Origin of the sequence: Aeoliella sp., from assembly GCF_965227375.1 — a bacterium.
Classification (GTDB): domain Bacteria; phylum Planctomycetota; class Planctomycetia; order Pirellulales; family Lacipirellulaceae; genus Aeoliella.
On sequence record NZ_CBDDFX010000002.1, the window covers coordinates 1,841,084 to 1,853,476 of the forward strand.

Here is a 12,393-nt window from a genome sequence, read left to right on the forward strand (position 1 = left end):
GCGGTTCTAATGGGGTGATGCACAAAGAACTCTACGACTGGGACCGCACGCATCACTGGCACGCATTCACGCAGATGGCCGAGTACGAGCCGCTGGTGATCGAGCGCGCCGAAGGAGTGTGGCTCTACGACACGCGCGGTCGGCGTCTCTTGGACGGCGCCAGTAGCATGTGGTGCAACGTCCATGGGCACAATCACCCGGCCATCAACGCGGCCATCGAGCGGCAACTGCACCGCGTGGCCCACATCACCACACTCGGCATGACGAGCGACACGACGGTGGAGCTCGCCAAGCGTCTGGTCGACGTTGCTCCAGCGGGCCTCGAGCACGTGTTCTTCTCGAGCGACGGCTCGAGCGCCAACGAGGTAGCGCTGAAGGCCGCGTTTCAGTATTGGCTGCAGTGCGACGAGCCCCAACCGCAGAAGACCAAGTACCTGACGTTTGGTGAAGCGTATCATGGCGACACGCTCGGCGCGGCCAGCGTCGGTGGCATTGGCAAGTTTCACGATCTGTTCAAGCCGTTGCTGTTTGAAGTGGTCCGCACGCCCTCGCCCGACACGCGGCGTCTGCCGGCAGGGCTCACTGGCGACGCTGCGGCAAAGTACTTCCTCGACGAAGTCGAAGAGCTGCTAAAGCAGCAAGCCGACACGCTTGCAGCGATTGTCATCGAGCCCATGGTCCAAGGCGCCGCTGGCATGGTGATGCAGCCGCCGGGCTTTGTGCGCGGTTTGCGCGAGCTGGCCACCGAGTACAACGTGCTGTTGAGCGTCGACGAAGTGGCCACCGGGTTCGGACGGACGGGCTCGATGTTTGTCTGCGACGCCGAAGGCATCTCGCCCGACTTCATGACGCTCGGCAAGGGCCTCACCAGCGGCTACCTGCCGATGGCTGCGACGCTCACCACCACGAAAATCTGGCAGACCTTCCTCGGCGACGCGGCCTCCGGTCGGGCGTTGTATCACGGTCACACGTTCAGCGGTAACCCACTCTGCGCGGCCGCCGCGCTCGCTTCGCTTGACCTGTTCGACAGCGAACAAACGCTCGCCAACCTGCCGCCGAAGATCGAACGCCTCGGCGAGCGACTTGCTGGCCTGGCCGAGCATCCGCACGTCGCCAACGCCCGGCAGCGGGGCATGATCGTCGCGCTCGACCTGGTACAGGACAAGCAAACTGGTGAGGCGTTCCCGCCGGAAGCCCGCGTCGGACAGCGCGTGGCCGAGCTGGCCTTGGAGCAAGGGGTGTGGCTCCGCCCGCGACCGGACATGATGTATGCGATTCCTCCGTTGGCGATTTCGTTGGACGAGATTGATCTGTTGATGGATGCGATGACTGCGGGGATTGAAGCGGTCGATTCGTAGGGTTAGATCGATCATGAGCATGCATGCCAATTGCTCTCGTGGCGAGACTTCTGACCGGCTGTGGCGTATGGGATTCGGCAGAATGTTCACACGAACCTTCGATCTTGCGTCTGGGCGAGGTTGGAAGTTGTTGCAGGTTTTCTATCGGGCAATACAATTCTGCGCACGCGAAGTTCACGCGTTTGGCAACATGAGTGACACGGGCGGGGACAAAATGAGGCACCAGGGAGAGGGGGTGCCTAGTGTCTTGCTGTTGACTGTGACCTGTTAATGCCAACGTTCTGCATTTACCCCGCAAGTCATGCCCAAACAAGTGGTTGCATGAATTGCAATTCCCAACATTGGGTGTGGAGCAAAGCGTTATTTCAGACGGCTGCTTGTTCTCTCATAAGAAACCGGTAGAATCTGTGCGTTGCGAGTTCGTTGTATGTTCCAACTAAAGGGGGTTCAGCATGCTTCGTGTATCTGCCATTCTCATTTCCTCAATTCTGGCTGTGCCTGGTGTCGCTTTCTGCCAAGCTATAGGGTCTACCGGGGGAGGCCGTCTCACCTTGAAATGGGACCTGGAGCAACCAAGTATTGCCGCACCGGTGGACAAAATCAAAGTCTACTACGCAGACAAGACCTATCTCATTTATGCAGCGGGCATGCGGGAATCAGATGATCTTGAGCCGCGGATCGAAGAAATTGCTATGGATGTTCACCCGCCTTCGTTCGCTGTGCGGCTATACGGGACCGCTGGCGCTTTGAAGATACAGCCCTATCAAGTCCTAAAGCTGTTTCGCAGCGATGAAGAAGATCGCATAAAGACAATTACCATCCACACTGCAGCCGGCGCGCAAGAGGTTGCCGTGGAAGACTTGCCGCTTGAGATGCTAGGGAACAGTACCGTCCCCATCATAACGTCCGGCAATCAGCCGCTAGGCGGCGCAGACATTGGTAGCGGCATCGCTCCACTGCTGCTCAACCCAACATCAAAGCCAAAGAATGGGAGGGTTGTTGAGGGGATTTCAACCTCGCTTAAGTTTGATGAGGCTTACCAAGATGCGATCGCGCAACTCAAGAAGGTCGACACCGGTGTTGCCGACGACCGCCTGCAAACCTACCTTGTGTCAGTCCGCACCGTGCACGGGGGAATCGCCGGTGCCGAACTAATGGTAGTAGCCGTGTACGGCATCTTCGATTCGGAACGCCAAGACTAGCTCGATTCACGAAGTAGGTGACTTCGAAGTAGGCCGCAACTGCGCTTAGCTTGTTACGGCCTACGTTATTAATCTTCGTCGGTCTCCATTCCCAGTGCTCGCATCTTGCGGTACAAGTTCGAGCGGTGCACGCCGAGCAGTTTGGCGGCTTCGGTCACGTTGCCGCGAACCTGGTCGATCGTTCGCTTGATGTAGTCGACCTGGAAGTCGTGCGTGGCGTCGGAGAGTGTGAGGCCGGTTTCCATGCCGCCGCTTTTCTTCGCGCCGGGGGAGAGGGTGAACGCCAGGTCGTCGGCATCGATGCGGTCGCCGCCGGCCAGGTAGGCGACGCGTTCCATCAGGTTCCGCAGCTCGCGCACGTTGCCGGGCCAGCGGTGTGCGACGAGTCGCTTCTTGGCCGCGGCGGTCAGTGTGGGCGGTTTGCGACCTTGCTTCTGAGTGAGCTGCCGCAGGAAGAACTCGGCCAGCGTCACCACGTCGTCGCCGCGCTCGCGTAGCGGAGGCAGTTCCAGCGTTACCACGTTCAGGCGGAAGTACAGGTCCTCGCGGAACTTCTTCTCCCGCACCAAGTCCGCCAGGTTCTGATTCGTGGCGGCCACCACGCGGCAATCGGTCGAGATGGTCTCGTGCCCGCCAACGCGGACCACTTCCTTTTGCTCCAGCGCCCGCAACAACTTGGCCTGCCCGCTAAGGCTCATGTCGCCGATTTCGTCGAGGAACAGCGTTCCGCCCGATGCGACTTCGAACTTGCCCGCGCGGGATTCGTTCGCCCCGGTGAACGCTCCCTTCTCATGTCCGAACAGTTCGCTCTCGAGCAGCGTCTCGGTGAGCGCTGCGCAGTTGACCGCGATCAGCGGTTCGGCGCGGCGGGGGCTGCGGTAGTGAATCGACTGGGCGACAACTTCCTTGCCGGTGCCGTTCTCGCCGAGCACCAGCACGGCCAGGTCGGCGTTCGCTACCTTGGCGATGGTCGAACGCAGCGCCTCGATGGCCGGGCAATTGCCGATCATCTGCACGCGATCGGCTGCCTCGTCGACCAGCAGTTGATGACGTTCGAGCAACTGTTCCCACTGCTGCGTGTTGGCCAGCGACACTGCGGCGTAGGAAGCCAGCTCCGTAAGGCCCGTCAGGTCGTCGGGCTGAAAGTTACCCGCGCGCTTGTTGAGTAGCTCGAACGCACCGAACGTGTTGCCATGCGGGCCGACCAGCGGCACGCAGAGGATTGTCTCGGTGGTGTAACCGGTCTCTTTGTCGACCGCTCCGTGAATCGCCGCGCGGTCGTCCATGCGGTCAACGCGCTCCGGCTGGCCCGACTGCACCACACGCCCCACCACGCCCGCATCGTCGGGCACGCGGAGTTCGTTGTTCTCCATGCCGAGCGCCGGACGGCCGACCAGCGTCTTGTGCGAGCGATCCCACAGGAAGATCGTCGCGCGGTCGCAATCGAACTGCGCGGTCGCCGCTTCGGCCATGCGGTTGAGCAGCGTCTCGAGGTTGTCGGTCTGTGCCCACTGGTGCGTGATCTCGAGCAGCATCTCGAGTCGCTCGGCTTGTTGATGGTCGCGCCGCCGACCGCGAACCAGCGCGCACGCGGCGGCCAGTCCGGTGCTCAGATGCACGTCGTCGGTGTCGGCGTCGCCAGAGAGCAATAGCGCCGTTGGCGGCAACGTGTTGTCGTGGGACACACGCAGCGGGATCGCGGCCCACCCCGATGTCCGCTTGGCCGTGCCCGAGTCGAGCGCGTCGGCCGCCAGGTCGAGTGGCAACTGGCCGGCCATCTTGCCGGCCGAGGCGGTGACGATCCACTCGGGCGGTTGCGATCGCACCAGCGCCGCGGAATTGACACCAACAGCGTCCGCCAGCCGGCGGACCGCGGCGGAGTGAAACTCCGCTTCGTCGCGACTTGTGATCAGATCGGCGAGCAGTTGGGACCAGTCGACGGATGGCATAGCGATTTGTGTGGGCGATTGAGAAGCGGAAAGTGTTGCAAGTTTGGGTACAAGGGTAACAATGTGACATCATTTGGCAACAGGCGTGCGCCGCTGTAGCGACACACCCGCGGCCAGCACACCGCCCAAAGTGCGGTTCTGATGGGGGTTTACGTCATACACGATAGACTGGTACTTTGGTTCCGGTGCGGCGCGACATGCCCGCTGGTGGCAACACTCCTCACGGGACTGATACTGCGATGTTCGAAGGCAAGCATGGCCTAATTACCGGTGTGTTCAACAAGCAATCGATCGCCTGGGCGATCGCGGAGCGCGTGCTCGAGGGTGGCGGCAAGTGTGGGTTCACGTACATGCCCGATAGGCCGGACGACGAGCGCAAGAAGAACCTCAACCGCGTGCAGAAGCTGACCGATGGACTAAGCGGTGTCGAGTTCCTGCAGCCGATGGACGCTACGAACGACGAGCACATCGCCGCAGCGATCGATACTTGCAAGGAGAAGTTCGGCAAGCTCGACTTCCTGCTGCACTCCATCGCCTTTGCCCCGCCCGAGGATTTGCGAAAGGACACCATCGATTGCAGTCGTGAGGGTTTCAAGTCGGCGATGGAGATTAGTGCATTCAGCTTGATTGCCCTGTCCTGTGCGGCTCGTCCGCTTCTGCACGAAGGCAGCAGCATCCTTACGCTCACGTACTTTGGCGGCGAGAAGGCGGTTCCTGGATACAACGTGATGGGGGTCTGCAAGGCGGCGCTCGACTCGGTTACTCAATACTTGGCGTACGATCTGGGCGTCGACGGAGTGCGGGTCAACGCGCTAAGTTGTGGTCCGCTACAAACCATCAGTGGCCGCGGTGCCGGAGTCGATGGTATGCTGCGACTGTACGAGGCGATGTCGCCCTTGGGACGCAACATTACGCACGACGAAGCCGGCAACTGTGGTGCATTCCTGCTGAGCGACAAGTCCAGCGGCGTGACCGGCGAGATCATGCATCTCGACGCCGGGTACAACATCATGGGCACGCCGGGCCGGTTGCTCGATAAGTACAAGCCCAGCTAAGCGCAAGTCCGGGAGGGGGCTAAGCCAGTTCCTTGCCCTGCGACTCCTCGACGTACTTGTCGGCCATTTCCGCCAGTTCACCCATCGTGCGACTGAAGCGGTAGCAGTCGAGCGTCCGTTGCAGCGTGGCGTCGAACACGCGGCCACCGACAATCCACTTCGTTACCCGCTTGGTGGGGCCGAGCAACTCGCTGTTCGCCTGGGCGACAAACTTCACCGGGTTCTCCACGTGCGTCACGCTCAGCAGCGCGAGATCCGGTTGGCTTTGCTCGATCGCGGCGCGGATCTCGCTGAGCGGCAGCGCGATGCCCAGCACCTTGGCGTCCCAGCCTTTCTCGCGAAGCACCAACTCCGCCAGTCGCACCGGCAGCTCCGAATGGTCGCAGTCGGGCGTTGTCGCCATGGCGCGGGGAGCGCCCGCGGCAGGCAGCGGCAACATCCGCCGCAAGTTGTGTAGTGTCGCTATGGCGATCTCGCAGGCGCGGCGTTCCTGATGAACGCTCAACTCGTCTCGCTCCCAGCGATTGCCAATCTCGTGAAACACGGGGGCAATCACCAGGTCGGCGATCTCCACCATTGTGTGGCCTGCGTGGTACAGCGGTTCGACGATTGCCTGGCTGGCCGATTCGTCGCCAGCCGCCAGCGCTTCGATCAGTGGCTCGCAGGCCTTGTCAATTTCCAGTTTGGTGTGCTCGGCCGCCAGGCCCAACACCTCGGGCCGCACGATTTGGTAACCCTGCTCGCGGGCCAGCTTCACGACCGCCGCCAGCGGAAGCTTGCGGTGCCCGCCGGCGGTCTTCACCGCTTCGACCTTGCCGCCGTCGACCCATCGTTTGATGGACGACTCGCTGACGCCCAGGGCTTGGGCGACTTGCTTCGGCGTAAACTTACGTTGCATCGGCATGGTGGGGTACTCAAACGTCCCGGCACGACCGCGGGCCGTGCCGGGACATAGGAATCGATTGCGTTGGCGGTTGGCTAACTGAGTGCCACGGTGACCGTCTTACTCTCAGTGTACGCTGCCAGGCCGGCTTCGCCCAATTCGCGGCCAATTCCGCTCTCTTTGAAGCCGCCAAACGGGGCCGCAGCGTCGAAAACGTCGTAACAATTCACCCAAATGGTCCCCGCTCGCACCTTGGCAGCGAAGCGGTGAGCCTTGGCCACGTCGCGGGTCCAGACCGCGGCTGCCAGGCCAAAATTGGTGTTGTTCGCACGCTCGACCAGCTCGTCCACGTCGCTGAACTTCAGCACGCTCAGCACCGGGCCGAAGATTTCATCGCGGGCGATCCGCATGTCGTCGGTCACGTTCGTGAACAGCGTCGGCTCGACGTAGTAGCCTCGGTCGCCGACGCGAGTGCCACCGGTGACGCACTGCGCGCCATCCTGCTTGCCGTACTCCACGTACTGCATGATCTTGTCGAACTGTGCCTGATCGACTTGCGGACCCTGCTTCGTATCGGGATCGAACGGATCGCCAACCGGGTGACTGCGGTTGTATTCTGCAATGCGGTCGACCACCTCGCTGTGGACCCCATCTTCGACGAACAGTCGGCTACCGGCACAGCAGCACTGACCCTGATTGAAGTACAGGGCGAAGTGCGCGCCTTCGATGGCCGCGTCGAGGTCGGCATCGGCGAAGATCACGTTGGGGCTCTTGCCGCCCAGCTCGAACGTCAGCCGCTTCATGTTCTCGGCTGCCGCCCGCTGAATGATCTTCGCAGTGGCCAGTTCGCCGGTGAAGGCAATCTTGTCGACGCCAGGATGCTCGACAATCGATGCGCCGGCCGTCGGACCGTAACCCGGCACGACGTTGATCACACCATCGGGAATGCCGGCCTTCTGCGCCAAACGCGCCATGCGCAAACAAGTGAGCGGTGTTTGCTCGGCTGGCTTCATCACAATCGTGCAACCAGCCGCCAGTGCGGGGCCCCACTTCCAGGCGGCCATCAGCGCGGGAAAGTTCCACGGAATGATCTGTCCCACCACGCCGACCGGTTCGCGGCGGGTGTAGCACAAGAAGTCGCCACGCACGGGAATCGTCGAGCCTTCGATCTTGTCGGCCCAACCGGCGTAGTAACGCAGGCAGTCGATCACCAGCGGGAAGTCGGCGTTGCGGGCGTCGCTGATTGGCTTGCCGTTGTCGAGCGTTTCGAGCGCGGCCAACTCGTCGATCTCCGCTTCGATCAGGTCTGCCAGCTTGTGCATCAGCTGGCCACGATCGCGGGCGTCCATCTTCGACCACTCACCGCCATCGAACTGTGCGCGAGCGGCATCCACCGCCGCGTCGACGTCGGCCTTGTCGCCCTCGGCCACCTGGCAGATGACCTCTTCGGTCGCGGGGTTCACGGTGTCGAACGTCTTGCCACTGGCGGCGGGCACCCACTTGCCGCCGATAAAACACGTGGTCTGCCGAATCTCCGGCGGGGAAACTTTCGTGGGAGCTACGGTCGCCATCTTGATTACCTCCTGTGAACGGTTCGAAGCGCGAGCTATCGCGTGGACGAGTGTTGCTGTGAATTGTAACGCAACCGCACACCCACCGCCCAGCGGTTTCCTGCCTCGCCTAAACGCTAAAGTGAGACCTTGTTCCGCCCAACGAACACCCCTGGCGAGTATTGTCCGTTTTGCCCCAACATTCGATTCGTTGTCCCAATACCCCCAGCGGAGTGATGCGGTGTTGTGGATGTAAGTTGTTGCCTCAAAATGGTTTGCGGTGTGGTTCCGGTTTGTAATCTGCCAGGGTTTTGTCCCCGTTGTGGGCCCATCAGTGGGGCAAAACTCCCCAGCCGCTTCAGGTCAACTGGCTTCGTCCGTCATCCTGACGCTCCGCGCGTTTGTATCACCAGCAGCGCCGATGCGCATACCGGTAGCGCAGGCCGAGCATGGTCGCTGTCGAACACCGGCCGAGGGCAACCCTGTATTAGACCCCATCGCAACACCGAAACAACAACGATTCTTTTACAACCACCATTTTCACCGAATTGACAAGCCGACCGGAGTTGCCGCCAGCAGACGGTGGATTCCATCGGCCGTCTTTGCGTCGATCACCCCCGTAGCGTATTCTCAATTAACACGATTTTCTTGTCGAAGCGCACGAAAGCAACGCCGCATGATCTGGTCGCTCATTCTGCCCTTTAAGATCACCTGTGTGGTGCTCGTGGTGTTAGTCATCATGGCGAACGTCGTCGCGCCGCTTCTGCGTTGGAAGCGTTTGCCTGTGCTGGGGCGTTCGCTCGTTGCAGCGGCCGTTGCGTTCCTTCCCTCATTCTGGGTGATCATGGGTGTGGTCGACCTGGTGCGGTTTGGCACGTTCTACCACTCCACGTTCGACGAAGTCGATGACCCGTTGGTGGAACTCTTCCTGCCACCCGATGCGACGGATATCACGATCTACAAGAACTCCGTGCGGTTTAGGGCTCGGTACACCATCTCGCAAGCCGACCTGACGAAACACGTCAACATCATGTGGGCAAAACACCGTCAGCAAGCAACAAACACGAGTGCGGAAGCGACATTGGGTACGCCTTCGGAAACAACCTGGAGTGAGAACTCGAGCGATCCCATAAGCTCACCACCCCTTACCAACCCGTTGGTGTACGAAGGCCCCGTCGCCGTCAGCGGAGCCGGTTTCACCATCTGGTATAGCGTCGAAGATGGCGTGGCCTACCAGGAAGCGAACTACTGGTAGCCCCCGGCGAGCCGGAAGCGTCAGCGCCCGGAGTTGTGGTAGTACCGAGGTGAACCAACCGCTTCTGCGAACAATGGACGATGCATTTCCCAAACCATCGAAACTACTGATTGCCGCCTCGGTGGCGGCGATTATGTTGAGCCTGCTTCTTGGCTGCTTTTTTGGGGCCATGGTGCTTTCACAGCAAAACGATGCCATTGCATATCATCTGCCAGAGTTGGTGTTCTGGACGGCGATGTCGTGGGGGCTCGCTTTCGAGCAGTATCGAAGTGTGTTTCATTCGGCAACCAAGTCGGCAATGCGGTCGGCGATCTTGCTCTATCTTGGTGGAGCGATGCTATCCAGTATTTTCGTGGTGCTAGGGGCGTCCTCGCCGTTTACGTCATGGGCCCGTTTGCGGGTGTTCTGCTTGGCGTTGTTGGGCCCCGTTGCGATTGTCATCGGCAGGCTGAACCACATGTGGCATCGCGAGCTAACGGACTACCATCAAGCCGCTGGTACTTCGCCCCGCACCAGATTCTCAATCCGTGAGTTACTAGGGCTGATGGTAGTGCTGTCGGTCTTGTTAGCTTGTATTGTTGGTCTGTCGCGATTGCTTGAGCGCTAGCAAGGGCCCAATGGACGAAGCATTTCCCAAACCCTCGAAGTTATTAATCGTCACCTCCGTGGCGGTGATTGCCCTTGGCCTGTGGCTGTTGGGGCTAGCGATCGGAAGTTTGGTTGCGTCCCTACATCCGTGCTCCATCATGGCGCTCTTGATAGTTCTGCCGCTCATCCTCGCGATCCCCGTGCAGCAGTACCGCGGTACCTTTCGACGTGTCGCGTCGGCAGCCATGATGATGGCCACTTTGATGTACGTGACAGGCGTGTTTGTCGCATTCGGCGGCGCCGTCGCGATATTGGAGGCACTCATCGACGGGCCGGAGCCGCGTTGGGACTTGGTCTTGTTCTTTTCAATCTGGCCTGTCATTGGGTTGTTGATCATCGCGCTCGGGTGTCTCAACTCCAAATGGTCTCAGCAGTTGGACGTCGCTGAGGCGAAAGGCCACTCTCTTGGCCGCAAGGGGCATTCGCTGCGCGAACTAATGGGACTTACGGCGGCCGTAGCAGTCGTCGCCGCGATGGCAGCGTGGGCCGCCAAAGAAAGTGCTCCCAGTTTTGCCGAGCACGTACCCGCATCCATGGCGCCGGTGAGCCTGCCTGCGGGCGCGAGCGACATCTCGTACGCGCGAGTAACCGGAGTCGTCTTGGCCTACGAGTTCAACTGCGACGAGGCGGACTTTCGCTTGTGGTGCGCGGCCGAGCGGCGGCCGCTGAGCGAGATCGATCGGCCCGTGTCGATTGCTCGGTACATTTCCCTCGCACCCGATGCAAGCGATACGGAGCGTCACTGGATTACCAGCGGACTCCACTACTCCTGGACGGATGAAGACCGCGGAGTCCACGCCGCCTACGATCGCGAGACTGGGCGAGGATATTACTACTCCCATTCGCGGTAGAGTGCGATTTCGTACTACGGCCGAGGCGGCCATAGTACTCGAAGGCGTGCCACGTACGCCAATATCCGTCGACGCTTGGCGAATGCTATGTTAGTTTGACGAGGCAGAAAATGTATCGAACTCATTCGAAGGGGGTAGGCGCTGGTGGCGAGCAAAAAGAAGAACAATCCCTTTGCGGCGTTTCTCATCGGGCCGATCTTCGTCTGTGTCGGTGTGCTCGCCCTGTGGGAAAACGAGGGGCGGTTCAACTTTTACAAGGCTGCCAAGAACGCGACGGTCGCCCCTGCTGGTGACGCCCCGGTAGGCGAGCCGTTTGCCACGACCGACGCGCTCGACACACAGATTCCCATCGCGGGGCACTATGTCGAGCAGTTCGTCGGATTCCATCGCGTGAACCGTCACGCGACCATCTGGTCTTGGGAAAAGGACGAAGACAGCGACGGTAACACCACCTGGGACTTGGGCTGGCATTCGAGCGTCGAAAGCAACTCGCGAAACTCCGGCATACGTCAAACGCTGCGCAGCGACACGCTCTACCCGCCCAAGTACCAACTTGGCGAACTGGAAATCGATCCCGCCGACATTCACCTCGTCGACAGCAGCGAAACCATCCGCGCCGGCAGCTTGAAGATGGTCGACGCCGGGCGGCAGCAGAATCTGCGCGTCGCTGGCGAGTACTTCTTCAAGGGCCGCGGGTCGATCAACTCTCCCAAAGAGGGCGACGAGCGACTCGGTTACACCGGCATCCCCAACGCGGCGACCGCTTCGTACTTCGGCATGATCGAAGGCGACCGCGCCCGTGGTAAGAAGTACGACATTCGGCAGAGCTTCCTGTCGGGCATCATTCAGAACGACGGAGTGCTGCATCACCTGGTGAACGGCGACCGCGACACGGCCCTGGCCAGTGTGAAGAGCTACTTCAGCAAGGTGATGTGGTTCACCCGGCTGGGCGGCACCGCGGCCGTGGTGATTGGTGTGATGATCTTCATCGGCGGCTTCGCGAGTCTGCTCTATCGCATCCCGATCCTTGGCCGCGTGGTCGGCTGGGCCGTGTTCGGGGTGAGCCTGGTGGTCGGGCTGACGTTGTCGCTGTTGGTGATGATCACCTCGGCCCTGGTGCACCACCCGATCGCCCAGGCCCTGCCGGTGGCGGTCGTGATCGCGGGCATCGTGTGGCTGGTGCGAAGCCGAAGAAAAGCCAAGCAGAACGTCCAGACCGCCCTCACGCACTACCAGCAAGCCCACGCCAGCGATGTCGACGACGGCTTCGACCTCGACGGCCCCGGAATGTCCACCGGATTGGCGGAGAAGACATTCGGCAACCTCGCGAAGCTGGCTCTCGAGGGTGGGCTCAGCAAGCAGGAGAACCGGTTCCTGGTGAAGTGGGCCGAGAAGAACGGCATCGACGCCGAGCGCATGAAGCAACTGTACGACGAGGCAAAACAGGACTCCACGCCCGCCCGCGCCGCCGACCGCAACGACTTCGTGCTGCTAGTCTGCCTGGCCATGGCCGACGGCACGCTCTCCGCCCGCGAACAATCGGTGCTCAAGCGAATGGCCAAACACCTGGGACTCTCAACCGACGAGGTCCGCAAGATTGTGATCGGCGTCGAGACGGGTGTGTTGGAGCCGGTTTAGTCTT

General features: G+C 61.0%; 10 protein-coding genes. 7 read left to right on the forward strand and 3 right to left on the reverse strand.

The genetic code is table 11. The annotated features are described in order from the left end of the window. The first annotated feature begins 17 nt into the window (after positions 1 to 17). Together bioA and ACQK2L_RS20330 are read left to right on the forward strand one after the other, a co-directional pair. Entirely contained in the window at positions 18 to 1,358 is a 1,341-nt protein-coding gene (gene bioA / locus ACQK2L_RS20325) for an adenosylmethionine--8-amino-7-oxononanoate transaminase (protein WP_425398876.1), read from the forward strand. A 452-nt stretch (positions 1,359 to 1,810) separates the two neighbouring features. Beyond that, on the forward strand, positions 1,811 to 2,560 hold the full coding sequence (locus tag ACQK2L_RS20330) for a hypothetical protein (RefSeq protein WP_425398877.1): 750 nt from the start codon (positions 1,811 to 1,813) through the stop codon (positions 2,558 to 2,560). A 68-nt stretch (positions 2,561 to 2,628) separates the two neighbouring features. On the opposite strand, the gene ACQK2L_RS20335 is transcribed toward ACQK2L_RS20330, so the two are convergent. Further along, a complete protein-coding gene (locus ACQK2L_RS20335; RefSeq protein WP_425398878.1) occupies positions 2,629 to 4,509 on the reverse strand; it encodes a sigma 54-interacting transcriptional regulator in 1,881 nt (626 codons plus the stop codon). A 239-nt stretch (positions 4,510 to 4,748) separates the two neighbouring features. Between ACQK2L_RS20335 and ACQK2L_RS20340 the strand changes: the two genes are divergently transcribed. Beyond that, on the forward strand, positions 4,749 to 5,564 hold the full coding sequence (locus tag ACQK2L_RS20340; protein ID WP_425398879.1) for an enoyl-ACP reductase FabI: 816 nt from the start codon (positions 4,749 to 4,751) through the stop codon (positions 5,562 to 5,564). A 19-nt stretch (positions 5,565 to 5,583) separates the two neighbouring features. On the opposite strand, the gene ACQK2L_RS20345 is transcribed toward ACQK2L_RS20340, so the two are convergent. After that, positions 5,584 to 6,468: a B12-binding domain-containing protein gene (locus ACQK2L_RS20345; RefSeq protein WP_425398880.1), complete on the reverse strand. Its 885-nt coding sequence runs from the start codon at positions 6,466 to 6,468 to the stop codon at positions 5,584 to 5,586. Positions 6,469 to 6,542: 74 nt separating this feature from the next. Beyond that, a complete protein-coding gene (locus tag ACQK2L_RS20350) occupies positions 6,543 to 8,018 on the reverse strand; it encodes an aldehyde dehydrogenase family protein (protein ID WP_425398881.1) in 1,476 nt (491 codons plus the stop codon). 655 nt (positions 8,019 to 8,673) lie between these two features. On the opposite strand from ACQK2L_RS20350, the gene ACQK2L_RS20355 reads away from it, so the two are divergent. From ACQK2L_RS20355 to ACQK2L_RS20370, 4 genes are all read left to right on the forward strand, one after another. Beyond that, positions 8,674 to 9,252, forward strand: a complete 579-nt coding sequence (locus ACQK2L_RS20355; RefSeq protein WP_425398882.1) for a hypothetical protein — start codon at positions 8,674 to 8,676, stop codon at positions 9,250 to 9,252. Between the two features lie 73 nt (positions 9,253 to 9,325). Then, a complete protein-coding gene (locus ACQK2L_RS20360; protein WP_425398883.1) occupies positions 9,326 to 9,859 on the forward strand; it encodes a hypothetical protein in 534 nt (177 codons plus the stop codon). A 10-nt stretch (positions 9,860 to 9,869) separates the two neighbouring features. Beyond that, positions 9,870 to 10,751, forward strand: coding sequence for a hypothetical protein (locus ACQK2L_RS20365; RefSeq protein ID WP_425398884.1), 882 nt, complete (start codon positions 9,870 to 9,872; stop codon positions 10,749 to 10,751). Between the two features lie 144 nt (positions 10,752 to 10,895). After that, positions 10,896 to 12,389, forward strand: a complete 1,494-nt coding sequence (locus tag ACQK2L_RS20370; RefSeq protein WP_425398885.1) for a TMEM43 family protein — start codon at positions 10,896 to 10,898, stop codon at positions 12,387 to 12,389. Positions 12,390 to 12,393: the final 4 nt, after the last annotated feature.

Coding starts and splice junctions, on each gene's coding strand:
- ACQK2L_RS20350 (WP_425398881.1), bottom strand. CDS start 8,018: ATGGCGACCGTAGCTCCCACGAAAGTTTCCCCGCCGGAGATTCGGCAG.
- bioA (WP_425398876.1), top strand. CDS start 18: ATGCACAAAGAACTCTACGACTGGGACCGCACGCATCACTGGCACGCA.
- ACQK2L_RS20345 (WP_425398880.1), bottom strand. CDS start 6,468: ATGCCGATGCAACGTAAGTTTACGCCGAAGCAAGTCGCCCAAGCCCTG.
- ACQK2L_RS20330 (WP_425398877.1), top strand. CDS start 1,811: ATGCTTCGTGTATCTGCCATTCTCATTTCCTCAATTCTGGCTGTGCCT.
- ACQK2L_RS20355 (WP_425398882.1), top strand. CDS start 8,674: ATGATCTGGTCGCTCATTCTGCCCTTTAAGATCACCTGTGTGGTGCTC.
- ACQK2L_RS20360 (WP_425398883.1), top strand. CDS start 9,326: ATGGACGATGCATTTCCCAAACCATCGAAACTACTGATTGCCGCCTCG.
- ACQK2L_RS20340 (WP_425398879.1), top strand. CDS start 4,749: ATGTTCGAAGGCAAGCATGGCCTAATTACCGGTGTGTTCAACAAGCAA.
- ACQK2L_RS20335 (WP_425398878.1), bottom strand. CDS start 4,509: ATGCCATCCGTCGACTGGTCCCAACTGCTCGCCGATCTGATCACAAGT.
- ACQK2L_RS20365 (WP_425398884.1), top strand. CDS start 9,870: ATGGACGAAGCATTTCCCAAACCCTCGAAGTTATTAATCGTCACCTCC.